The sequence below is a fragment of the Rhizobium sp. RCC_161_2 genome, from assembly GCF_041355235.1.
Classification (GTDB): Bacteria; Pseudomonadota; Alphaproteobacteria; order Rhizobiales; family Rhizobiaceae; genus Rhizobium.
Window position 1 is genome coordinate 707,703 of record NZ_JBFUPL010000003.1, and the last position, 23,019, is coordinate 730,721.

Genomic DNA, 23,019 nt, shown 5'->3' on the forward strand with positions numbered 1-23,019 from the left:
ACGTAGAACCATGAACGACAAGACCGAAACATCAGCCCTCTCCTCCGACGCAACGGAAGTTCGCGCCCAGAAGCTGAAGCTGCTGCGCGAAAAGATCGGCGACGTCTATCCGGCGCATTTTCACCGGACGCTGACCAATGCCGAGCTGACGGCGAAATATGAAGGCCTGGAGCCGGACACGGAAACCACCGATGTCGTCACCGTTGCCGGCCGCGTCTACTCGTCACGCAATTCCGGCATGTTCATGGACATCCATGACGCCTCCGGCAAGATCCAGATCTTCAGCCACAAGGACGTCACCGGCGAAGACGCCCGCGCCCTGCTGCCGATGATCGATATCGGCGACATCATCGGCGTCACCGGCGTCGTCCGCCGCACCAAGCGCGGTGAGCTGACGATCAACGCCCAGCAGATCACCATGCTGACCAAGTCGCTGCTGCCGATGCCCGAGAAGTGGCATGGCCTCTCCGACATCGAGCTGCGCTACCGCAAGCGCCATCTCGACATCATGACCAACGAAGAATCCAAGCTCCGCTTCCAGCAGCGCAGCCGCATCGTCTCCGGTATCCGTCGCTTCATGGAAGATGACGGCTTCATGGAAGTCGAAACGCCGATGCTGCATTCGGTCTATGGCGGCGCCACCGCCGAGCCGTTCAAGACGCATCACAACACGCTGAAGCTCGACATGTACCTGCGCATCGCGCCGGAACTGTTCCTGAAGCGCACGCTGGTTTCGGGCCTCACCGACAAGGTGTTCGAGATCAACCGCAACTTCCGCAACGAAGGCGTCTCGACCCGGCACAATCCAGAATTCACCATGATGGAGTGCTATTGGGCCTATGCCGACTACGAGGACATCATGGACCTCGTCGAGCGTCTGTTCTCGACGCTGGCGCTGTCGATCCACGGCAGCACGGAATTTGCCTTCGGCGATAAGCAGATCTCCTTCAAGGGTCCGTTCCGTCGCGTGCCCATGCCCGATGCCGTCAAGGAAGCGACCGGCATCGACTTCCTGGCGCTCAAGACCGACGAGGAAGCCCGCGCCGCCTCCAAGGCCGCCGGCTTTACCGTCGAGAAGGACGCCACCTGGGGCGAATGCCTCGCCTTCATCTTCGAAGAGAAGGTCGAAGGCACGCTGATCCAGCCGTCGCACGTCACGCATTTCCCGAAGGACATCTCGCCCTTCGCCAAGGAAGTGCCGGGCGAACCGCGCCTCGTCGAACGCTTCGAGACCTACTGCAACGCGTGGGAACTCGGCAACGCCTTCTCGGAACTCAACGATCCGGAAGAGCAGCGCGCCCGCATGGTCGAGCAGTTGGAGCAGGCGCATGCGCGCGGCGAGAAGCAGAAGGAACTGGACGAGGAATTCCTCGACGCCATCGACCAGGGCATGCCGCCCGCCGGCGGCCTCGGCATCGGCGTCGATCGCCTGATCATGCTGCTGACCAACTCCCCGTCGATCCGCGACATCATCCTGTTCCCGGCACGCCGCGCCAAGGCGGACTGAGCCGGCTTAGCCAAGACAGCATAAAAAAACAAAGGCCGCCATGGTGACCCTGGCGGCCTTTGTCGTTCATACAATAGCGCTTACGCGTATTCCACCCAGACACCACCCGCATCGGCGGAACGCACGCAATTCTCCACCCATCGCACACCCTCAAGGCCGGCATGGACATCGGGAAAGCCGAGCTCTTCCATTCCGGCTGGCGCAAGGCCACGCTGCCCGTCGATGGCAAAGCCGAAGCGCCGGTAGAGATTGGCCCAGGCTTCGAACAGCCCCTCCGGATGGCCGCCGCCGATGCGGTCGTCGATCCGGGCCTCCGGATAGAGATAGTCCATGCCTCGCTCAAGGATACGCACCGGCTCGCCCTGGATCTCACAGGAGAGCTGGTTGGGACGCTCGTCCCACCATTCGACGCTTGCCTTCGACCCGACGATGCGGACCTTCTGGCCATGCATGGAACCGGCATTGACGGCGCTCGACCAGACGGTTGCGAGCGCGCCGTTGTCGTATTCCATCAGGGTCACGGCATTGTCCTCAAGCGGCGCCCGGCTCTTGACGAAGCTCTGGCGCGTGCACATCAACCGCTTGATCTTCAGATGCGGCAGGATGACTTCCGAAATATAGAGCGGATGCGTCCCGACATCGCCGAGCACATAGCTCGGACCGGCGAATTTCGGATCGACGCGCCAGCGCGTGGACGGGTTCAGCTCCTCGACCGCCGCGCTATGGAAACCATGGGCGAACTGCAAATTGACGATACGGATTTCCCCGAGATCACCATTCCTCACCATGGCCCGCGCCTGCTCGATCATCTGGTGCCCGGCGTAGCCATAGGTGACGCCGACGATACGGTTCCGCACCTGCGAAAGCGCCTTCAGTTCTTCGGCCTCGGCAATGGTGAAACAAAGCGGCTTCTCGCAGACGACATGCAGATCATGCTCCAGCGCGGCCTTACAGATGGCAAAATGGGTATTGTTCGGAGTCGCGATCGAGACGGCCTCGATGCCGTCTGGCCGCTTGGCCTCCGCGGCAAACATAGCCAGATAATCCGCATAGCTGCGCGCCTCGTCGAGCCCAAGCTCCACACCGAAGGCCCGACCGCGCTCCGGATCGATATCGAAAGCGCCGGCCACGAGTTCGAATATGCTGTCCCTGAGTGCCGCCGAGCGATGGATATAGCCGATCTGGCTGCCGCGCCCGCCTCCGACCATGCCCCAGCGGATCGGCTTTCTCTTCAGTCCTGACATTGCCCTATTCCCTGTTCCTAGAAGCCGACCGAGCGCAGATAATCGCGGCTTTCCTTCACATCCTCGAGGCTCCCCGCCACACTCGACGGATCGCGTTCCTGCTCGACGGTGATGAAACCGTGATAGCCGATCTCGGCGAGCGTCCGCTTCACCTCGGGATAGTCGATGAAGCCCCGACCGATCGGGCACATGACGCCCTGGGCGCAAGCCTCGAAGAAACGGATCTTCTCGCCGAGCACGCGCTCGAACACCGCCTGGTCGATATCCTTGAAATGGACGTAGTCGAGCCGGTCCGAATAGCGGCGCAGCGCCTCCACAGGATCCATGCCGGCATAATAGGTATGGCCGGTATCGAGGCAGAAGCCGGCCGTCTCGGCCGGTACGTCCCTCGCGATCCGTTCGATCTCGTCGGCGAACTCGATATAACCGCCGGCATGGGGATGGATGACGGCGCGGACGCCGTATTTGTCTCGGGCAAGCTCGGCGATGGCCTTGATGTTGGCGACCATGCCCGCCCAGTCCTTGTCGGACAATCGCGGCGCGCGGTCGGAATGACCGGCGGCATAATCCCTATCGTCATGCCCCCAGTCCATGACGGTGAGATAGGGCGTCCTGAACCGCTGGCCGTCAGCCTGCTCCGACTGCGGCAGCCTGGTGATCACGGCGCAGATCTCGTCCGTCTGCCGAAGCAGGTTCTGGCGATTGTCCGGAGAAACAAGGTCATCGAAAATCGTGCCGGCGACGATGAAGAGATTGCGCTCGGAGAGAGCCTCGGCGACCCGCTGGTGATCGAGCGGCACATAGCCGTATGGCCCAAGTTCAAGACCGCCATAGCCGGCGGCAGCGGCTTCGTCAAAAACGCGCTCCCAGGCAGGCAAGTTCGGATTTTTGACGTCGTCCACGCCCCAGCAGCATGGAGCGGTCGTAATCGTGATGGTCACGGGGTCATTTCCTGTCTGATATCGGTAAGGTCGAACGGCGGGCCAGTGCTCAGGCGCGTTTCGTCGGCCAGTATTTGTCGACATATGTCTGGATTTCCGAGCGCATGAACTTTCCGGAAGCGTCAGCCCGCTCTTCCCAGCCGAAGACGCAAGCCGTGACGATGCCGTCGAAGCCGACCGCCGCCAGCGACGAGAAGAAGACGTCCCAGTCGATCTCGCCCTGGTACATGTCCATGTGCTGGTGGATCGTCACCTTCGCGCCTGGCGGATTGACGATGTAGCGCAGGCCGGAGGACGCCCTATGGTTATAGGTGTCGGCCACATGCACATGGTTGATCAGCGGACCCGCGTCCCGGATCATCTTCGCCATGTCGTCGCCGAAGTAGAAGGTGTGTGGTGCGCAGTAGAGGAACTTCACTCTGTCGGAACCAATCGTCTTCAGCATGTCGATCGCCGGATGCAGCGTCTCGCACCAGTCTTCAGGATGCGGCTCCATGTTGAGGGTAACGCCTTCCTTTTCGAAGACCGGAACGAGTTCCTCGATCGAACGCCACCAGGCCGCCTCGCTGTGTTCGTGGGTATGCATGCCGCCGCAGCAAATGGAGCGGTGGCTCCGGTCCGGCGAAGGGCCGCGGCCGAATTCCGAATTCATCGTGTCGCAATCCATCTCGACGGCGACCCGGATCGCTTCCTTCCAATAGCTGACCGCCGCCTGCCGCTCATCCTCGTGCGGGCTTGCCCAGCGATACATCGGCAGAAGCGATGCGAGCTTGACACCGTGGTCCTTCAGCGCTGCCTTGAATTCGGCGATGCGCTCCTTGTGAGCACGAGGCCGCACCCACCAGGGAAGGAAATCATCGCGCGGCGACAGTTCGATATGGTCATAGCCAAGCTCCGCGGCCTTGCGGCAAAGTTGATCGAGCGGCAGGTGCCGGTGCATATGCGGGTCGAGTGCGATCTTCATCGGGGCTCCTCCGTCATCCGCTCGACCATGAGAGGGCCAGCGGATGCTCTTTCGTCTGGATCGTTTTCAAGGATTCGGTTTTCCTCCCGAATTGCCCGGAGGATAGGCCCGCACCGTGCCGGCTCTCCAATCCTTCCTTGATCAAATTTGATCATTGGCGTAGGGCAGCATGGATGCAGGGCTGAGCTGATGCTGCCGGAGGAGTGGATGACGAAGGTCACCTTGAAGGATGTCGCGGAAGCGGCCGGCGTCGGCACGGCCACGGTCGAGCGCGTCGTCAACGGCCGTGGCGGCGTCCGGCCCGAAACCGTAGAAAAGGTGTTTCTTGCCGCCAAGAGGCTGAACTACCGGCATGCGCTGTCGAACGCCCATCGCGGTCTCATCCGGATCGAGGTGATCCTGGTGCGGCCGGAAACCAGCTTCTATTCGCGGATGAACCAGGCTTTTGAGCGCATCGCCGCCTCCCTCGACCATGGCATCCTCGTTCACCGCACCTTTGCCCGGGAAAACGACCCGGCGGACTTCGCCCATTATATCGCCAATCCGAAAGTCCGCAGATCGGCGCTGATCGTCGTCGCGCCGGACCATCCGGACGTGGTCACCAGCGTCAGACAGGCGCGCGGCCTCGGAATTCCCGTCGTCCAGATCATGACCCGCCCGGCACCGGAGCTGCCCTATGTCGGGATCGACAACTACGCCGCCGGCCGCACCGCCGCCCACTATATGTCACGCATGCTGGCCGGACAGATGGGCGCCTTCGTCGCGCTCTGTCACAGCGGTGCCTATGAGAACCACAAGGAGCGCATTCGCGGGTTTTCCGCCTATCTCGCCGAGCAGGGTTCGAACGCCCACGCCTTCACAGAAGTGATGTTCGACTTCGACGATGAGCATAATGCCATGGAACTGCTTCGCGCTGCCCTCACCCGCGATCCCAATATCATCGGCGTCTACAGCGCTGGAGGTGATAATGTGGCCGTCGCTTCCGTTCTCCAGCAAAACCGGCAGCGAGGGATATTCTGGGTCGGCCATGAACTGACCGAGCAGACACGCGGCTACCTGCGCCAGGGCATCCTGTCGATCGTGCTGGATCAGGCGCCGGAGATCCAGGCACGCCGCTCGATCGACCTGACGTTGAAGACATTGGGGCTGATCGATGTCGAGGTCAGCGCCGAGCCCGTGCGCTTTCTCACCGTAACCTCGGAGAACCTCTGAACCAATCGCGGTTGCGGGTGGTCATTGCCACCAGATGGCGTATAAGTCCCGCCAACCGCGGCGGCATCTTCGCCGCCCTCACATCAAAGGTGCGAATCCATGACCGACAACACGACCGCAGACACCGACAACGAACAGCAGCGGCTGGCCGATCTTGCCGAGATCGGCGATGTCGATCTGTCTCAGTTCGCACCGGGGACCTTCGGTTGCCACGAAGCGATGCATACGGCCTCGCTCATGCTCGACATGACCGACGATCACCTGCTGCAACACCCCGCCATTCTCGCCGATCCGGAATTCTACCGCCTCGCCAGCAATGTTCATGAGGCCCTGTTCGCGCTTTACCAGGCCATTGGCGAGAAGCATCTGGCGGATTGAGGGTCTTCATCGTAGGCCGGAAACAGCGACGTTAGCCCGGATCAATTCGTCACCGGCGATCGCCGGTTGCTGGCGCCCGTCATTGTCGGGTCTAGACCCGGCGGTGGCGCCGCCTTCGGGTCGGTGGCATCGACGCCGATGAATTCGTCGCCCTTGTCGGGCTCGGGCGGCAGGTTGCCGGTCGTCGCGGGCTCACGCCGCTCGGGTGCAGCATGGGCGGCTTCCTTCGCCGCAGCCTTTTCTTCCGCCGCTACTGCTGCCTTCTGCTTGTCCGCCTTGGCGTCGCCACCCTTGCCGTTCTCGGCGGCCAGGGGATCCTCGCAATCACTATAATTTTTTAGCCCAGCCAGCGTCGCGTCGATATCCTTGGGCAGCATGTTGATCTGCTCGCCGTAGAACAGGCCCTGAGTGCTCGCATCGCCATTGTAATAACGCGCCGTGACTGGCGCCTCGACGGTACCATCAGCGACCTTTTCCGGATGCGGCACATAGACGACATCGGCACCGAGCGCCCGGCCGCGAATATCGGATCGCAAAGTCGGTCCATTCTTGTCGAGAACCACCACCTGAACGAGATCCGGTTTCTGCTCCTCATAAACGGCCTTGGCGACGCGGAGTGCTGTCCTCACACGCGTCAGGCCATCGGTCGGATCCGTGCGGATATATTTGCGCACCCAGAAGCGGTTTTCCTTGCGAATGGTGACGAGGCTGACGTCGCTGCATTGCAGGCCATTTGGGGAGGCCGAAACGAAACTCTGAAGCTTGTCCCTGCCCATATAAAGCGCGAAAGCGCCGGAGGAGCCTATCAACAAGGCCACTCCGCCGATGAGGACGACGAGCTTCCGGGGTGACCGGAACATATGCAGTAAGGCGCTCACGCCAACTGCTCCAGCATAAAGCACTCCAACGCGACAAGATGATCGATCCTCACGTTAGGGGTGTGGCGTTTCGGAATGCTTAAAACAGAGATGAAACTTGTGTCGCCGTCGCTGCTTTTACCAAAAAAGGTCCAGATTTTTCAGTCCGATGTCGGTTCTTGCCTTATGCCGCGCAGCCATGCTTTAACCGGGACATGGCGTTCACTTTGAGACAGCTTCAATACTTCGTCGCCGTGGCCGAACAGGGCTCGGTCACACGCGCCGCGCAGAACCTGTCGATCTCACAATCCTCGGTCACCGAAGCGCTGAAAGAACTGGAAAGCGATCTCGGCGTCGAGCTGTTCGAGCGCCATCCGCGCGGGCTCACCATCACCCACAACGGCCATCAGTTTTTGCGCCACGCGACGAAGATCCTCGCGACCGTTTCCGACGCCCGCACCAGCTTTTCCGGCCAGCAGAATGCCGCCGGCGGCACGCTGAACATCGGCGTCACCTCGCTCGTCGCCGGCTATGTGCTCTCCGATCTCCTGGCGCGCTATCGCCGCGCCTGCCCCGGTGTCGAAGTCAGCGCCATCGAGGACAATGGCGGCTATCTGGAACATCTTCTGGTTGGTGGCGAGCTCGACGTTGCCGTCATGGTCATTTCCAATCTGCGCGACCGCATGGCGCTGCAAGCCGAGATCCTGGAAACATCCCCCTATCGGCTCTGGCTGCCCATGGGTCATCCCCTTGTCTCCGCCGACATCATCAGCGTTGCCGACATCACCCGCGAACCGCTGATCATGCTGACCATCGACGAAATCGAGGAAAACACCGGCAAGCTGCTGACGGCGCTCGGCGCTCGCCCGCATGTCGCCTTCCGTACCCGCTCCGTCGAGGCCGTGCGCAGCCTGGTCGCCACCGGCGCCGGCGTCGCGCTGCTGCCGGATCTCGTCTACCGCCCCTGGTCGCTGGAAGGCGACCGCATCGAGAGCCGCGACGTCTCCGGCTCGCTGCCGGTCGTGCAGGTCGGCATGGTCTGGCGGAAAGGATCGAGCCTGCCGCAGGCGGCCCGCGATTTTGTCGGCGTCGCCGAAAGCATGCGCTCGGGGCGGCAGCGATAGTGGAGAGCTATTCCACAGGCACCAAGGAGCGGAGGATCAATCATGAAGGCCGCCATAATATTCGACTGCGAATTTCTATGTCTCGAAGGCTCGCAACGCAGATTCTGGTGCGCGGCGCATGATCCCGATCCAGTGATCGCAGAGATTGGAGCGGTCAAGCTGAGCCTGGAAAGCGACTTCCCCATTCTGGGCACCTATAAAGCCTATGTCCGCCCAATCGACCGGTTTGGCAACCAATATGCGCTCGACCCGTTCTTCACCACGCTGACCGGCATTACTGAAAAGAATATCAAGACGGAAGGCCTCACCTTGCAGGATGCACTTGCCGGCCTCGACAGCTTCTCGGACGGCGCCCGCTTCTGGTCCTGGGGCAAGGACGAGCTGAACATGGTGGCGATCAGTTGCTATGTCGCCGGAATTCAGCCGCCAATCCCTGCCTGGCGCTTTGACAATGCCGTCAAATTACTGCTCGCGGCGGAAATGCCCATTAAGGACCTGGCGAAGACCCCAAGCAATAAGCTCGCCGACTATTATGGCGTGGACCATCTTCCTCTGCAGGGTCATGACGCGCTCGACGATGCACTTTCAGTGTCCTATACCCTGCAACATCTTATGAAGGCTGGGAAATTACAGCCTAAGGTCTTCGAACGCCTGTAGGGCCTTTCCTGGAAATACTCTCGGGTCTGGGCTCGACCAGTCGGGCGGCAAGGTTCCGCTTGCCGCCCGATGGCAGTTAAGAATCGGTCTCAACAGGCAAACACCTCCGGAGCGCCATAGCCTCTCAATCTCCAACTCTACTTTGCGAGAACAATATGCGTGGCTCGCTCCGTCGGAACATGTTCGATTGTCCGGTATCCCAACGCATGAAGATCAATGCCGCTAAAGAGCGGTTCTCCTTGGCCGAGCGCTGTGGGGACAAAAGCAAGATGAATTTCATCGACGTGGCCGGCCTGAACATATTGCCTCACGGTCTCGGCACCGCCGCCAATCTTGATGTCCTTTGCGCCCGCCGCTTGGCGCGCCTTTTGCAACGCCTCCTCAATACCACCACTGACAAAGTGAAATGTCGTTCCACCGAGCATCTCGATCGATGGTCTGGGATAATGTGTCAGTATGAAAGTCGGTGCGTGATAAGGCGGATTATCACCCCACCAGCCTTTCCATTGATCGTCGGGCCATTCGCCGCGAACAGGCCCGAACATGTTACGGCCCAGGATGAAGGCACCGAAACCTTCCATGGCGCGTTGGCCGAACCGGTCATCAAGGCCCGTTTCTCCGTCGTCTTTTCCGAGCATCTGACGAAACGCGCGCGTCGGGAAAAACCACTGAAAAAGCTCCTCGCCTCGCAAGCCGAGCGGGCGCTCCAGACTCTGATCGATGCCCGCAGCGAAACCATCAAGCGAGACACTGAACCCAGCAACTTTTACTTTAGTCAATTGTACCTCCATACATGCCGGCACTATAGGGCAGAGATCCGCGCCGGCGCATTGCGGCTAACTCCGTTCACTAGGACGATTGGCGTTGTCGGAAGTCGACAATTTATTTTATTTTTTTCGATCATGCAGAATGGATGAGAACGCCCGTTCGAACACATTCGCCATTACCGCCTCCGAGCCGCCAAACATCGCGCCGGCTCTTACCCCACATGATTTGGTCTTCTGGAATCGGAAATTCCGATATCGACTTTCTGATAAATGAATTTGCGAATACGGCAAAATCGCGTCACCTTTTTCCCCGGGAACAAGACGTCATAAATTGGCTCAAAAACCGGGAGACTTCGATGAAGCATTTGCTGAAATCATGCACGGCTGCGCTCGCATGCTTAAGTTTCGCCACGCAGGTCATCGCCGCCGAACCGCTGAAGACGCTCGGCAAGGGCGAAGGCGCCGTCAGCGTCGTTGCCTGGGCCGGCTATATCGAGCGTGGTGAGAGCGACAAGAATTACGACTGGGTGACGGGCTTCGAGAAGGAGACCGGCTGCAAGGTCAGCGTCAAGACCGCCGCGACCTCGGACGAAATGGTGGCGTTGATGAACGAAGGCGGCTTCGACCTCGTCACCGCCTCGGGTGATGCCTCGCTCCGCCTCGTCGCCGGCAAGCGCGTCCAGCCGATCAACACGGATCTGATCCCAAGCTGGAAGACCCTCGACGACCGGCTGAAGAATGCCCCCTGGCATACCGTCAACGGCGTCCACTACGGCGTACCCTACCTTTGGGGGCCGAACGTGCTGATGTACAACACCGACGCCTTCAAGGATCAGGCGCCGAAGAGCTGGAACGTCGTCTTCGAGGAAATGACCCTGCCGGACGGCAAGTCCAACAAGGGCCGCGTCCAGGCCTATGACGGTCCGATCTATATCGCCGACGCTGCTCTTTACCTGATGGCCCACAAGCCGGAACTCGGCATCAAGGATCCCTACGAGCTCAACGAAGATCAATACAAGGCCGCTCTCGACCTGTTGCGCGGCCAGCGCAAGCTCGTCAGCCGCTATTGGCATGATGCGATGATCCAGACGGACGATTTCAAGAACGAAGGCGTCGTCGCCTCCGGCTCCTGGCCGTTCCAGGTGAACCTGCTGCAGACCGACAAGCAAAAGATCGCCTCGACCTTCCCCGACGAAGGCGCGACCGGTTGGGCCGATACGACCATGCTGCATGTCGACAGCGAGCATCCGAACTGCGCCTATATGTGGATGGAACATTCACTTCAGGCCAAGGTCCAGGGTGACGCCGCCGCCTGGTTCGGCGCGGTGCCCTCCGTTCCGGCAGCCTGCAAGGGCAATGAGCTGCTGACCGACAGCGGTTGCGCCACCAACGGCTATGACCACTTCGACAAGATCAAGTTCTGGAAAACCCCGGTCGCCAAGTGCACGAGCGAGAGCGAATGCGTGCCTTACCATCGCTGGGTTTCCGATTATATCGGCGTGATTGGGGGCAGGTAACCTTCCCTCTTCTCCCCACCGGGGAGAAGATGCCCGTCAGGGCAGATGAGGGGGTGAGGAGCAAAGCGACGAACGTCCTGAGCGACAAGCGAAGGACAGCTTATGCCGCACCACCCCCTGATCCGACCCTTCGGGCCACCTTCTCCCCGGCGGGGAGAAGGAATGACAACATTTTTCCCGGAGCACCCATGACCGCCGTTCGTTTCCAGCAGGTATCGCGCCATTTCGGCCAGGTCCGCGCCGTCGACCACGTCGATCTGGAGATCGCGCCCGGTGAATTCTTCGCCATGCTCGGCCCTTCCGGCTCCGGCAAGACCACCTGCCTGAGATTGATTGCCGGCTTCGAGCAGCCGACCGGCGGCCATATTGAGATTTTCGGCGAGACCGCCGAGGGCGTGCCGCCCTATCGGCGCAACGTCAACACCGTGTTTCAGGATTACGCCCTCTTCCCGCACCTCAATATCCTCGACAACGTCGCCTACGGGCTGATGGTCAAGGGCATCGGCAAGGCCGAGCGTTGGAAGGCTGCCGAACAGGCGCTGGAAATGGTGAAACTGCCGGGCTACGGCGCCCGGCGCCCCGGCCAGCTCTCCGGCGGCCAGCGCCAGCGTGTGGCGCTCGCCCGGGCGCTGGTCAACAAGCCGAAGGTCCTTCTGCTAGACGAGCCGCTCGGTGCGCTCGACCTGAAGCTGCGCGAGCAGATGCAGGAAGAGCTGAAGAGCCTGCAACGGGCGCTCGGCATTACCTTCGTCTTCGTCACCCATGACCAGGGCGAAGCGCTGTCCATGGCCGACCGCGTCGCCGTCTTCAACAATGGCAAGATCGTGCAGGAAGGCACGCCGCACGACATCTATCAGCGACCGAAGACCAGATTCGTCGCCGATTTCGTCGGTTCCTCCAATGTGATCGCGCCCGAGACGATGTCATCGCTTGGCGGCGAACGGCGCTGGGCGAGCTTGCGGCCCGAGGCCATTCGTCTTGGCGACAGCGCCGGCCTTGCCGCCACTGTGCAGGCAACCAGCTTCCTCGGTGCCGCCACCCGCCTCTCCGTCGAAGCACACGGCACGCGGCTGCACGTCACCGTGCCGGCCGGTCAGCCTATCCCGGAAACCGGCGCATCGATCCGCCTCGCCTGGGCACCCGCCGACGTGCACTACATGGACGACGCCGCATGACGATGGCGAGCATCACCACGGCCGCGCCTGCGCCCACCTCGATCCTGCCAGGCCGCGGCGGGTTCTTCGGCCGCCTTTCGGATCTTTTCTGGCGTCGCCCGAAACTCTTCCTTTTCCTGATGCTGACGCCGCCGCTCCTCTGGCTCGGCATTATCTATATCGGCGCGTTGATTGCGCTATTGCTACAGAGCTTCTTCTCGATCGACGATTTCTCCGGAATGGTGAACTACGAATTCACGCTCGCGACCTACGCGCAGCTTCTGAATTCCGCCAATTTCGACATCATCGTCCGCACCGTCGTCATGGCAGCGCTGGTGACCATCGCCTCCGCCTTCGTCGCCTTCCCCATCGCCTATTATGCGGCGCGTTATGCGCAGGGAAAATGGAAAGCGCTGTTCTATCTCGGCGTCATGCTGCCGCTCTGGTCGAGCTATCTCGTCAAGGTCTACGCCTGGAAGCTGATCCTCGCCAAGGAGGGCATCCTAACCTGGCTTTTCGGTAAGCTCTACCTCGGCTGGCTGCTCGATAGCCTACTTGCTTTGCCCGTCATCGGCGGCAATTCGCTTTCGGTGAGCTATATCGGCACCTTCCTGGTCTTCGTCTATATCTGGCTGCCCTACATGATCCTGCCGACCCAGGCCGCTCTCGAGCGCGTGCCCGCCAATCTGCTCGAAGCCTCCTCCGATCTGGGCGCCGCGCCGAACCAGACCTTCCGCACCGTGCTGCTGCCGCTGGCACTGCCCGGCATCGTCGCCGGCTCGATCTTCACCTTCTCGCTGACGCTCGGCGACTACATCATCCCGCAGATCATCGGCTCCTCGCGCCTCTTCATCGGCCAGGCGGTCTATGCGCAGCAGGGCACGGCCGGCAATGTGCCGCTGGCCGCCGCCTTCTCGGTCGTACCGATCGTCATCATGGCCATCTATCTCTGGATCGCCAAGAAAAAGGGAGCTTTCGATGCGCTCTGATCGCGGCCAACGCGCCTCCCTGCCCCTGAAGACCGCCGCCGCCTGCGGCCTGCTCTTCCTACATCTGCCGATCCTCTTGATCTTCGTCTATGCCTTCACGACGGAGGAGAAGAGCTATCAGTGGCCGCCACCGGGCCTGACGCTGCAATGGTTCGGCATAGCCTGGAACCGGCCGGATGTCTGGTCGTCGCTGGCGCTGTCGGTGCAGGTTGCCACCATCGCCACCGCCATTGCCCTGGTGCTCGGCACGCTTTGCGCTGCCGCCGTCAGCCAGACGAAATTCTTCGGCCGCGAGGCGATCTCGCTGCTGGTCATCCTGCCGATTGCGCTGCCCGGCATCATCACCGGCATTGCGTTGCGCTCGGCTTTTAGCCTGTTCGATATTCCCTTCTCAGTCTGGACCATCGTTCTCGGCCACGCCACCTTCTGCGTCGTCGTGGTCTATAACAATGCCGTCGCCCGCTTCCGCCGCACTTCGGGTTCGCTGATCGAGGCCTCGATGGACCTTGGCGCCGACGGCTTCCAGACCTTCCGCCATGTCATCCTGCCGAATATCGGCACGGCGCTGCTGGCCGGCGGCATGCTCGCCTTCGCGCTGTCCTTCGACGAGGTCATCGTCACCACCTTCACCGGCGGCCAGCAGATGACCTTACCGATCTGGATGCTGCAGGAACTCATTCGCCCGCGCCAGCGCCCTGTCACCAATGTCGTCGCCATGGTCGTCGTGCTCGTCACCTTCCTGCCGATCCTGGCAGCCTATTATCTTACCCGCGACGGCGACCAGATCGCCGGCGGCGGCAAATAGAGGGAGATTATTATGGACATCCAAATGCTGATCGGCGCCCGCTTCGAGGCCGGCACGGAAACGGAGGAGCATATCCTCAACCCGAAGACCGGCGAGACCGTGCTCGACCTACCGGAAGCGTCACTCGGTCAGATCGACGCCGCCGTCGACGCTGCCGAAAAGGCGTTCACGAGCTGGTCGCAGACCACGCCCGGCCAACGCTCCACCTATCTCCTGAAGATCGCCGACGCCATAGAGCGGGATGCCGAAGGCTTTGCGGCGCTGGAAGCACTCAACTGCGGCAAGCCGATCAATGCTGTGCTCAATGACGAGATCCCCGCCATCGTCGATTGCTACCGCTTCTTTGCCGGCGCGGTGCGCAACCTGCATGGCCCGGTCGCCGGCGAATATCTGCCCGGCCATACCTCGATGATCCGCCGCGACCCGATCGGCATCGTCGGCTCGATCGCGCCGTGGAACTACCCGCTGATGATGATGGCCTGGAAGCTGGCACCGGCGATTGCCGGCGGCAATACCGTGGTCTTCAAGCCTTCCGAACAGACGCCACTGACGGCACTGAAGATGGCGAAGCTGCTGGCGGAGATCCTGCCTGAAGGCGTCGTCAACGTCATCCTCGGCCGTGGCGAGAGCGTCGGCAACGCCCTGATCAACCATCCGAAGATCGGCATGGTCTCGATCACCGGCGATGTCGCCACCGGCAAGAAGGTGTTGCAGGCCGCCGCCAAGACGGTGAAGCGCACCCATCTGGAACTCGGCGGCAAAGCACCCGTCATCATCTTCGACGATGCCGATATCGACGCCGTCGTCGCCGGCATCCGCACCTTCGGCTATTACAATGCCGGCCAGGACTGCACCGCCGCCTGCCGCATCTATGCCGACGCCAAGGTCTATGACAATTTCGTCGCCGACCTCACCTCCGCCGTCTCGAGCATCAAGTTCAACCTCGCCGACGATACCGAAAACGAAATCGGCCCGCTAATTTCGAAGCGCCAGCGCGACCGCGTCGAGAGCTTCGTTGCACGCGCCTCCGAACACAAGCACATGGAGATCACCACCGGCGGCAAGACATCAGGCGAACGCGGCTTCTTTTACGCTCCGACCGTCGTGGCCGGCGCGACGCAGGATGACGAGATCGTCCGCCGCGAAGTTTTCGGCCCCGTCGTCTCTGTCACCCGCTTCACCAATCCCGACGACGCCGTTGCCTGGGCCAATGACAGCGACTACGGCCTTGCCTCCTCCGTCTGGACCAAGGACATCAGCCGCGGCATGCAGACCGCGGCCCGCCTGCAATATGGCTGCACTTGGATCAACACCCACTTCATGCTGGTCAACGAAATGCCGCATGGCGGGCTCAAGCAATCCGGCTACGGTAAGGACATGTCGGTCTACGCGCTGGAGGACTACACCGCCGTGCGGCATGTGATGATCAATCACGGGTGAGGAGCGGTTCGGCGCAGCCGAAGCAATCGACCCATTGGGTCGATTGCAGCGACGAGCGCCCTGAGCCAAAGCGAAGGGCCGGCGGGTGCCGCATATACAGATCCCATTTCGCCTTGGCGGATGAAATGGGCTGTCGTAGAACGAGGCACAGCCTTCGCCTCTCGATCAGAACGGCATCGGAACAATTTCCCGTTTCAAGCGTCTCTACTGGACGCAACGCAGAGGAGATTTCCGCATGCTGAAATGGGCCATTATATTTTTCGTGATTTCCCTGATCGCCGGCTTTTTCGGCTTTTCGGGCGTTTCCGCCGCAACGGCGACGATTGCCCGTGTGCTCTTCGCGATCTTCCTGATCGTCTTCCTGGTCTTCCTGATCATGGCGGTCATGGCTGGTAACGCCGTACTGTGACAATCGGCAATGCCTTGAAGGGGCGAGCTATACCAGGCTCGCCCCGACATTGATCGCCATAGCCAGGATCGTCGTATTGAACAGGAACGACAGTATGGAGTGCAGCAGCACCAGCTTGCGCATGCTGACGGAGGAGACGCCGATATCGGCGGTCTGGGCGGCGACGCCGATGGTGAAGGAGAAATAGAGAAAGTCCCAATAGATGGGCTCCTCCAACGGCTCGGCAAATGTCAGCCCCTGTCCCTTGCCCGATTCGCCATAGAAGCGGTGCGCGTAATGGATGGTGAACAGCATATGCAGGAATACCCAGGAGATCAGGATCGTCACGATCGCCATCCCCACGCGGAAAGCTGCGACCTCGGGCGAGGCCTCCTTGATGCCGAGCAGATCCAGGAGGATGCCGCCAATGCTGGCGACTGCCGCCGCGCTCGACAGGAACAGCAGCAATACATCCGAGAAATCAAGATCGGCGGAGCGCTTGCGGATAAGGCGCGCATCGGCCGTCAGCATGCGGTAGAGGCTGAACGCAATATAGATGACAGCGGTCGCATCCCAGGCGATGAGCAAATTGCCCGCATTCAACTGTCGTGATGTCAGAAGCAGAAAAACCGCTATTCCGACAACGGTCGCAACTAAAATCACCTGATGCTTGCGCAGCAGCACGAGCCCCCTGGAACGATGCATCTGTCCGTCCACGCCCATGCCGCTCTCCCGATTGCAAATTGTCTCTCAGACATCGATTCGCCGATGAGAGTGGCAAATAAAAGGAGACCCCGCAATGCGGAGCCTCCGATCCGAAGGAAGATGGCGCTCAGGCCGTCCAGCCGCCATCGACGACGTGGATCTGGCCGGTGGTGAAGCCCGCCTCGTCGCCGGCGAGATAGGTTACCAGCGCCGCGATTTCCGTGGCATTGGCGATGCGGCCCATCGGCTGGCGGGCAATGAAATCGGCCATCGCCTTTTCGTAATCGCCGGTGGCGCGCAGGCGATCATGCAGCGAAGGGCTGTCGACCGTGCCGGGGCAAATGGCGTTGGCGCGGATGCCCTTGGAGACGAAATCGGCGGCGATCGACTTGGTAAGCCCGATGACGGCGGCCTTGGAGGCGCAATAGGCGAAACGGTTCGGCACGCCCTTCACGCTGGAGGCGACCGACGCCATGTTGACGATCGAGCCCTTGCCCTTTTCCAGCATGCCCGGCAGGAAGGTGCGGCAGGTCGTGTACATTGCCTTGGCATTGAGGTTGAAGGAGAAATCCCAATCCTTCTCTTCGCAGTCGAGGATGGTGCCGGCATGCACGAAGCCGGCGCAATTGAAAAGCACGTCGATCGGGCCGATTTCGCTGGCGTAAGTCTTGACCGCCGCGCCGTCGAGCACGTCCAAAACATGCGTGCTGGCGCCTTCCAGCGTCGAGAGCGTCTGCTCGTTGATATCGGTGGCGTAGACATGCGCGCCGAGCGAGATGAAACGTTCCGCCGTCGCCCGGCCGATGCCTTGACCAGCCGCCGTGATGACGACCTTCTTGCCTTCCAATCCGTGACCCATAATCCTGATCCTTTCCTCCAAGGCTTCATTCCGATCTGGAGAAGCCCGCGGCCACCTCCGGATAAGAACAAGCAAAAACAGATAGCTAGAGCCGTTTCACTCCAGCCTCAAAACGATTGCGCGAAGCGCCGGTTGAGTTTGTCGATGAGGACTGTATGCCGCTCGGCAGTGCGCAGTCCATGGGTAATAATATCCGAAGCCTCACTTTGAAACGCCATATAGCCGTCATGGCGCGGCCGGACATAGGCACCTTCCAGCGTGGCCCGCGTGTTGCGGTAAAAATCGAGCGCCGGCGCGTTGACGGCATCGCTGACCCAGGCATGCGAATGGCCCGGCTGGCCGTTGCTCTCCGCATAGGCACCCGCCTGCACCGGCCCGCCGGCGATCCAGCGGGCAAAGGCCTTGGCCTCCTCCGGCGCCCGTGTCGCGGCTGAAACAGCAATGCCCGTACCGCCAAGCGCCGACCCGTTGGGCGCGCGACCGTCGATCACCGGCATATCGGCGAAGGCGATACGCGCCGGTCGGAATCCGGCGAAGGAATAGCTGACATAGCCGTAAATGAAGGGGCAGACATCGTAGGGGCAATCCGGCTCGCCCATGAGATCGAATACGGCGATCGGGTCCATGTCATAGCAGCTGATATCCATGCCACTGAGGATCCGCGCCATCCAGTCGAGCACGACTTCGCCATCCGCCCTGGCGATAAATTCCGGCCCTTCGATACTGCAAGGCGTGCCGAGATGCGCCGCGAGGGTGAAGAAAGTCATCAGCACATGCGGCGAGCGCATCGGCAGGATCGCCCTGCCCTTCGCCACCAGCGGAATGATCTCGGCAAGATCGGTGACCGGCCCTCTCAGCCGATCCGGTCGGTAAGCCTGGACTTGCGTTGCCGCGTCGATCGGGAAGGCCCATTGCCGGCCCTGCCAATGATAGCTCGGGTAGGACCGGCCGACCGTACCGGCCGCGGTGGCAGCCAGTTCGTCGGCATGCTCCGCATCATCGAGCGGCAACAGGCAATTCTCGCGAGTGATCTGGCCGACATGCGGATGGTCGATGACGATCAGATCATAGGCGGCGGCCAGCTCTTCGACCGGAAAGGTCTCGAAATCCTGCAGCGAGCGTTTCTCCCAGGCGATCTCGACACCGGTCTTTTCCAGCCAGAGCTTCGAGCAGGCCACCATCGGGTCGTAGCCGCGCGGATGCGACCAGGTCATTCCCCTGAGCTTCACCATCAGCCCGCCACCTTGCGCTCGACGACCAGGATATGGTCGGCGGCGAGAACGACTTCGTCGCGCTGATTGAGCACCTCGCAGCGCTCGACCACTCGGCCGGATGCAGGGCGCTTCGGATCGTCCTCTTTCGCCGATACCGTCACCCGCGTGCGGATCGTGTCGCCGATATGCACCGGCCGGATGAACCGCAGCCGGTCGTAGCCATAGGAGAAGGCAACCGGATTGATCAGCGACGCCGTCAGCCCGACGCCGATCGAGAAGATCATCGTGCCATGCGCAATGCGCTGACCGCCCGGCAGTGTCTTGGCGAACTCCGCATCCATGTGATGCGGAAAGAAATCGCCGGTATGGCCGGCATGGACGACGAAATCCGTCTCGGTGATCGTCCGTCCGGTCGTCACCCTGACATGACCGAGTTCGTAGTCTTCGAAATGGATCGTCTGTTCGGCCATGACTTATACCTTTGGAAGTTCGGCAATCGGCGTCGCCGGCGCAGCACTCGACTGATAGGCAGCCTCGACCAGCGCCATGGTCTGCCAGGCATCTTCGACAGAGCCGACCAGCTCTTTGTTCTCGCCCGAGGCGAAGCGCTGCAGATTGGCCATGCGGTTGACGAAAGCATCCGGGAACCAGGCGCCCTCGAGCTTCACCTCGACCCAGTCGCTCCCACCATCAGGCTTAATCCATAGCTCGTCGGGCTCGCCGCGCGGATAGTCGAGATTGACGCCGAGCTTGATATAGGCAGCACCCTTGGTGCCCGAGATGCGGAACTCGCACGCCTGGAATTTGCGGCCGAAATCATGATCGTGATTGACCGAGAGCACGCAGCGCACCTTGTCGCCATAGTCGAGGATCGCGGCGGTGCGCGTCTGCGCCATCTCGTGGTTCGGATGACCGATGGTCTTGGCGTGCACGCCCAAGGGATTGCCGAGCAGGCCGCGAATGAAATCGAGATAGTGGATCGAATGCATCGCGATCTCGATGCGCGGCAACCCTTTCAGGAACGGCCAGAGCCCCCAGGGTGTCGCCAGCGCCAGCCAGGCGTCGAAGTCGACGACCTCGCCGAGATAGCCTTTTTCGACCGCATCATGGAGCGCCAGCATCATCGGCGCGAAGCGAAGCTGGAAATTCACCGCCGCCTTGATATCGCGTTCGCGGCAAACCTTCAGTATCTCCGTCGCCCCGGCAAGATCACTGCCCATAGGCTTCTGGATCAGGGCGAAAGAGCCGCGCGGCAATTTTCCAAGGATCTCAGTATGGGCCGCCGGCGGCGTCGCCAGATCGAAAATAGCCCCTTCAACAGCCAACGCCTCGGCTTCAGAGGTGAAAGCGCGGATACCCCATTGGCTTGCCAGCGCAGCAGCCTTCTCCGCATCAGGATCGTAAAGACCCACCACCTGAAACCCAGCCTTCCGATAAGCCGGCAGATGCGCATCGCCGACAATGCTGCCGGCGCCGAAGATAACGATCGGGCGCGGGGCGCGGGGTTTGGGCCACCATTGGCGAAGGGATTGGGGATCGAAGGTCATGAATTTAGCTCCGGCGATGGCCGCGAGCTTACCTTCTCCCCTCGGGGAGAAGGTGGCCCGAAGGGTCGGATGAGGGGGTGGCGCGGCATATTCCGTGGAGCCTTACGATGCAACGCCCCCTCAACCTGCGCTTCGCGCGTCCTTCTCCCCGCTGGGGAGAAGATGAAAACCATCATCTCACCCATGATGAAACACCTCTTCCATCATCGCCCACCACTCGCCCTGCTTGCGGGTCTCGAACGGCTTCTGGCAGGGGATGCACACCGACCACCATTCCTGGTTCTTCGGGCTCGCCGCCATCTTGGCCATATCGGCCTCGAAATCCGTGCCGACATATTCCCAATAGCCGAAGAGCAGATTTTCAGGTTCCTTCAGAAAGATCGAATAATTGGTGATGTTGCAGTCGGAGATCAGCGCCAGGATCTCGGGCCAGACGGCCGCATGCAGGCGCTTGTATTCCTCGACCTTTGCCGGCTCCAGGCCGATCACCATACCCATCCGCTGCATGACCCCGTCCTCTCTTAGCCGTGAATCTCTCGGGTGAATTCGCCGATCGAGCGCGCCTTCACCGCCTCCCAATCCCAGGCGATGCCGATGCCGGGCTCGGATGGCGCAAGCGCTTTGCCATCGACGATCTCCATGCCCTTGGCGGTGAGATCGTCGAGCTGCGGGATGTATTCGACATATTTCCCGTTTGGCACGGCGCAGACCAGGCTGACATGCAGCTCCATCAGGAAATGCGGGCAAACGGGAATGTCGAAGGCCTCCGCCGCATGCGCCACCTTCAGCCAGGGCGTGATCCCGCCAATGCGGGCGACGTCGACTTGCACGATCGAGCAGGCGCCCTTCTGCATATATTCGCGGAAGTGCCGGATCGAATAGATGGATTCCCCAACCGCAATCGGCGTCGGCGTTGAGCGGGTCAGGCGGATATGGCCATCGAGATCGTCGGCCGGCAGCGGCTCCTCGATCCAGGCGAGATCGAGCTCCTTCAGCCGCGCGGCACGGCGGATGGCCTCATCGACGGTAAAGCCCTGATTGCAGTCGGTCATGATCTCAAAGCCGGCCCCAAGCGCCAGGCGCATGGCCGACAAGCGATCATAATCCTCCGAGCCATGCGGCTTGCCGATCTTCACCTTCGAGCCTGAAAAGCCCTTGGCCTTCGCCTGCAAGGCGTCCTCGACCAAAGCTTCCTTCTCGATATGCAGCCAGCCGCCTTCCGTCGTGTAGAGCGGGCAACGATCCTTGGCACCGCCGGCGAGCTTCCACAGCGGCAGGCTCTGCTTTTTGGCGCGCAGGTCCCAGAGCGCGGTATCGACAGCGGCAAGCGCCAGCGCCGTGATCGCGCCGATGGTCGTCGCGTGGGTCGCGAATTCCATTTTGTGCCAGATCGCCTCGATGCAATCGGCATCCTCGCCGATCAAGAGCGGCGCCAGATGGTCGGCCAGCAGCCGCATCACCGACGAACCGCCGGTGCCGATCGTGTAGCTGTAGCCGGTGCCGACCGCGCCATCAGAATCGGTGATGGTGACGATCGGCGTTTCCTGGCTGACGAAGCTCTGGATTGCATCCGTCCGCTTCACCTTCGGCGGCAGGACGACCATGCGCAGTTCAATTTTCTCGATGCGGGCCATGTCTCGCCTCCCTCGCTCAGATCGCCAGGCTCTTGCCGGTTTCGATGGAGAAGAGATGTGCCTGGGAGAGATCGAAGCTCATCTTCAGCTGTTCGCCGCTTTTCAAGCCGCGCGGATTGAGCATGCGCGACACCCATTCACGACCGCCGAATTCGACGAAAACAAGGGTTTCATTGCCGAGCGGCTCAGTGATGGCGACAGGCAATGTCAACTCGTGCACGGCCGATTGCGCACCTGAATGCAGGCCATGGCCAGTGGGGAAGATATCGTCGGGTCGCAGGCCGAAGGCGACTTTTTCGCCCTCCTTGACCTTGCCGGCAAACTGACCCGGCAGCGGCAGTCTTTCGCCATTCTTGAACACCAGCGCGCCGGCAGACACCAGCGCCTCCTCGATATTCATCGGTGGCGAACCGATGAAACCGGCGATGAAGCGGGTGGCAGGCCGCTTGAACACCTCGTCGGGCGTCCCGACCTGCTCGATATAGCCGTCGCGCATGATGACGATACGGTCGGCAAGCGTCATTGCTTCCACCTGATCGTGCGTGACGTAGATCACCGTCGACTGCACCTTGGCATGCAGTTTCTTGATCTCGGTACGCATCTGCGTCCGGAGCTTGGCGTCGAGGTTCGACAGCGGCTCGTCGAAGAGGAAGACCTCCGGCTGGCGGACGATGGCTCGGCCCATGGCGACACGCTGGCGCTGGCCGCCGGAAAGCTGCGCCGGGCGGCGATCCATCAACGCATCGAGGCCGAGGATGGCGGCTGCTTCATTGACGCGCTGGTCGATCTCCGTCTGCGGCTGCTTGGCGATCTTCAGCGAGAATCCCATGTTCTCTCGCACAGTCATATGCGGATAGAGCGCATAGGACTGGAACACCATGGAAATATTGCGATCGCGCGGCGGCAGGTCATTGACGACGGTATCGCCGATCTCGATCGTGCCGTCGGAGATATTCTCGAGACCGGCGATCATCCGCAGCGTCGTCGACTTGCCACAGCCGGACGGCCCGACCAGAGCGATGAATTCCTTGTCCTTGATATCGAGATCGATCCCGTGGACGATTTCCAGGGCACCGTAGCGCTTGACGAGTTTTTTGAGCGAGACCTGAGCCATGG

The 23,019-nt window shown here is 61.2% G+C and carries 24 protein-coding genes; 11 read left to right on the forward strand and 13 right to left on the reverse strand.

From position 1 onward, the window contains the following. The first annotated feature begins 10 nt into the window (after nucleotides 1-10). Nucleotides 11-1,507 (forward strand): lysine--tRNA ligase, encoded by a 1,497-nt coding sequence (gene lysS, locus AB6803_RS11225; RefSeq protein WP_371108935.1) that lies wholly within the window; start codon nucleotides 11-13, stop codon nucleotides 1,505-1,507. A gap of 80 nt (nucleotides 1,508-1,587) precedes the next feature. On the opposite strand, the gene AB6803_RS11230 is transcribed toward lysS, so the two are convergent. From AB6803_RS11230 to AB6803_RS11240, 3 genes are read right to left on the reverse strand one after another with little or no spacing between them, the layout of a single operon-like run. After that, complete coding sequence (locus AB6803_RS11230) at nucleotides 1,588-2,751, reverse strand: Gfo/Idh/MocA family protein (RefSeq protein WP_371108936.1); 1,164 nt, start codon at nucleotides 2,749-2,751, stop codon at nucleotides 1,588-1,590. Between the two features lie 17 nt (nucleotides 2,752-2,768). Then, nucleotides 2,769-3,692: a TIM barrel protein gene (locus tag AB6803_RS11235; protein ID WP_371108937.1), complete on the reverse strand. Its 924-nt coding sequence runs from the start codon at nucleotides 3,690-3,692 to the stop codon at nucleotides 2,769-2,771. A 49-nt stretch (nucleotides 3,693-3,741) separates the two neighbouring features. Further along, nucleotides 3,742-4,656 carry a sugar phosphate isomerase/epimerase family protein gene (locus tag AB6803_RS11240; protein ID WP_371108938.1) on the reverse strand — a complete coding sequence of 305 codons (915 nt, stop codon included), beginning with the start codon at nucleotides 4,654-4,656 and terminating at the stop codon, nucleotides 3,742-3,744. A gap of 207 nt (nucleotides 4,657-4,863) precedes the next feature. On the opposite strand from AB6803_RS11240, the gene AB6803_RS11245 reads away from it, so the two are divergent. Both AB6803_RS11245 and AB6803_RS11250 read left to right on the forward strand, forming a co-directional pair. After that, nucleotides 4,864-5,868, forward strand: coding sequence for a LacI family DNA-binding transcriptional regulator (locus AB6803_RS11245; protein ID WP_371108939.1), 1,005 nt, complete (start codon nucleotides 4,864-4,866; stop codon nucleotides 5,866-5,868). Between the two features lie 99 nt (nucleotides 5,869-5,967). After that, nucleotides 5,968-6,246 (forward strand): hypothetical protein, encoded by a 279-nt coding sequence (locus AB6803_RS11250; RefSeq protein ID WP_371108940.1) that lies wholly within the window; start codon nucleotides 5,968-5,970, stop codon nucleotides 6,244-6,246. A 41-nt stretch (nucleotides 6,247-6,287) separates the two neighbouring features. Here AB6803_RS11250 and AB6803_RS11255 read toward each other — a convergent pair whose 3' ends face one another. Then, nucleotides 6,288-7,124 carry a hypothetical protein gene (locus AB6803_RS11255; RefSeq protein WP_371108941.1) on the reverse strand — a complete coding sequence of 279 codons (837 nt, stop codon included), beginning with the start codon at nucleotides 7,122-7,124 and terminating at the stop codon, nucleotides 6,288-6,290. 194 nt (nucleotides 7,125-7,318) lie between these two features. Between AB6803_RS11255 and AB6803_RS11260 the strand changes: the two genes are divergently transcribed. Beyond that, complete coding sequence (locus AB6803_RS11260) at nucleotides 7,319-8,227, forward strand: LysR substrate-binding domain-containing protein (RefSeq protein WP_371108942.1); 909 nt, start codon at nucleotides 7,319-7,321, stop codon at nucleotides 8,225-8,227. 42 nt (nucleotides 8,228-8,269) lie between these two features. Then, nucleotides 8,270-8,884: a 3'-5' exonuclease gene (locus AB6803_RS11265; RefSeq protein ID WP_371108943.1), complete on the forward strand. Its 615-nt coding sequence runs from the start codon at nucleotides 8,270-8,272 to the stop codon at nucleotides 8,882-8,884. Nucleotides 8,885-9,021: 137 nt separating this feature from the next. Here the strand turns inward: AB6803_RS11265 and AB6803_RS11270 are convergent, their stop codons facing one another. After that, nucleotides 9,022-9,663 carry a dihydrofolate reductase family protein gene (locus AB6803_RS11270; protein WP_371108944.1) on the reverse strand — a complete coding sequence of 214 codons (642 nt, stop codon included), beginning with the start codon at nucleotides 9,661-9,663 and terminating at the stop codon, nucleotides 9,022-9,024. Nucleotides 9,664-10,007: 344 nt separating this feature from the next. Between AB6803_RS11270 and AB6803_RS11275 the strand changes: the two genes are divergently transcribed. The 6 genes from AB6803_RS11275 to AB6803_RS11300 all read left to right on the forward strand — a co-directional run bounded on the left by AB6803_RS11275 (nucleotide 10,008) and on the right by AB6803_RS11300 (nucleotide 15,965). Next, nucleotides 10,008-11,168, forward strand: coding sequence for an ABC transporter substrate-binding protein (locus AB6803_RS11275; protein ID WP_371108945.1), 1,161 nt, complete (start codon nucleotides 10,008-10,010; stop codon nucleotides 11,166-11,168). Nucleotides 11,169-11,356: 188 nt separating this feature from the next. Then, nucleotides 11,357-12,343, forward strand: coding sequence for an ABC transporter ATP-binding protein (locus AB6803_RS11280; protein WP_371108946.1), 987 nt, complete (start codon nucleotides 11,357-11,359; stop codon nucleotides 12,341-12,343). Continuing rightward, nucleotides 12,340-13,311: an ABC transporter permease gene (locus tag AB6803_RS11285; protein WP_371108947.1), complete on the forward strand. Its 972-nt coding sequence runs from the start codon at nucleotides 12,340-12,342 to the stop codon at nucleotides 13,309-13,311. Before AB6803_RS11280 ends, AB6803_RS11285 begins: the two co-directional genes overlap by 4 nt. Next, the gene (locus tag AB6803_RS11290; protein WP_371108948.1) at nucleotides 13,301-14,116 is read left to right on the forward strand and encodes an ABC transporter permease; all 816 of its coding nucleotides are present in this window, start codon (nucleotides 13,301-13,303) and stop codon (nucleotides 14,114-14,116) included. The genes AB6803_RS11285 and AB6803_RS11290 overlap by 11 nt, the downstream gene beginning before the upstream one ends. Before the next feature lie 12 nt (nucleotides 14,117-14,128). Beyond that, complete coding sequence (locus tag AB6803_RS11295) at nucleotides 14,129-15,556, forward strand: gamma-aminobutyraldehyde dehydrogenase (protein ID WP_371108950.1); 1,428 nt, start codon at nucleotides 14,129-14,131, stop codon at nucleotides 15,554-15,556. Between the two features lie 235 nt (nucleotides 15,557-15,791). Further along, complete coding sequence (locus tag AB6803_RS11300; RefSeq protein ID WP_371108951.1) at nucleotides 15,792-15,965, forward strand: DUF1328 domain-containing protein; 174 nt, start codon at nucleotides 15,792-15,794, stop codon at nucleotides 15,963-15,965. A gap of 27 nt (nucleotides 15,966-15,992) precedes the next feature. Here AB6803_RS11300 and AB6803_RS11305 read toward each other — a convergent pair whose 3' ends face one another. The 8 genes from AB6803_RS11305 to AB6803_RS11340 all read right to left on the reverse strand — a co-directional run bounded on the left by AB6803_RS11305 (nucleotide 15,993) and on the right by AB6803_RS11340 (nucleotide 23,017). Beyond that, nucleotides 15,993-16,667, reverse strand: a complete 675-nt coding sequence (locus AB6803_RS11305; RefSeq protein WP_371108952.1) for a DUF1345 domain-containing protein — start codon at nucleotides 16,665-16,667, stop codon at nucleotides 15,993-15,995. A gap of 109 nt (nucleotides 16,668-16,776) precedes the next feature. Continuing rightward, on the reverse strand, nucleotides 16,777-17,508 hold the full coding sequence (locus AB6803_RS11310) for an SDR family oxidoreductase (protein WP_371108953.1): 732 nt from the start codon (nucleotides 17,506-17,508) through the stop codon (nucleotides 16,777-16,779). A 107-nt stretch (nucleotides 17,509-17,615) separates the two neighbouring features. Then, the gene (locus AB6803_RS11315) at nucleotides 17,616-18,743 is read right to left on the reverse strand and encodes an extracellular solute-binding protein (RefSeq protein ID WP_371109011.1); all 1,128 of its coding nucleotides are present in this window, start codon (nucleotides 18,741-18,743) and stop codon (nucleotides 17,616-17,618) included. Further along, entirely contained in the window at nucleotides 18,740-19,192 is a 453-nt protein-coding gene (locus AB6803_RS11320) for a MaoC/PaaZ C-terminal domain-containing protein (RefSeq protein WP_371108954.1), read from the reverse strand. Before AB6803_RS11320 ends, AB6803_RS11315 begins: the two co-directional genes overlap by 4 nt. Before the next feature lie 3 nt (nucleotides 19,193-19,195). After that, on the reverse strand, nucleotides 19,196-20,269 hold the full coding sequence (locus tag AB6803_RS11325; RefSeq protein WP_371108955.1) for a Gfo/Idh/MocA family protein: 1,074 nt from the start codon (nucleotides 20,267-20,269) through the stop codon (nucleotides 19,196-19,198). 177 nt (nucleotides 20,270-20,446) lie between these two features. Beyond that, nucleotides 20,447-20,776, reverse strand: a complete 330-nt coding sequence (locus AB6803_RS11330; protein WP_371108956.1) for an L-rhamnose mutarotase — start codon at nucleotides 20,774-20,776, stop codon at nucleotides 20,447-20,449. Between the two features lie 14 nt (nucleotides 20,777-20,790). Further along, on the reverse strand, nucleotides 20,791-21,903 hold the full coding sequence (locus tag AB6803_RS11335; protein WP_371108957.1) for a mandelate racemase/muconate lactonizing enzyme family protein: 1,113 nt from the start codon (nucleotides 21,901-21,903) through the stop codon (nucleotides 20,791-20,793). Nucleotides 21,904-21,919: 16 nt separating this feature from the next. After that, the gene (locus tag AB6803_RS11340) at nucleotides 21,920-23,017 is read right to left on the reverse strand and encodes an ABC transporter ATP-binding protein (RefSeq protein ID WP_371108958.1); all 1,098 of its coding nucleotides are present in this window, start codon (nucleotides 23,015-23,017) and stop codon (nucleotides 21,920-21,922) included. Nucleotides 23,018-23,019: the final 2 nt, after the last annotated feature.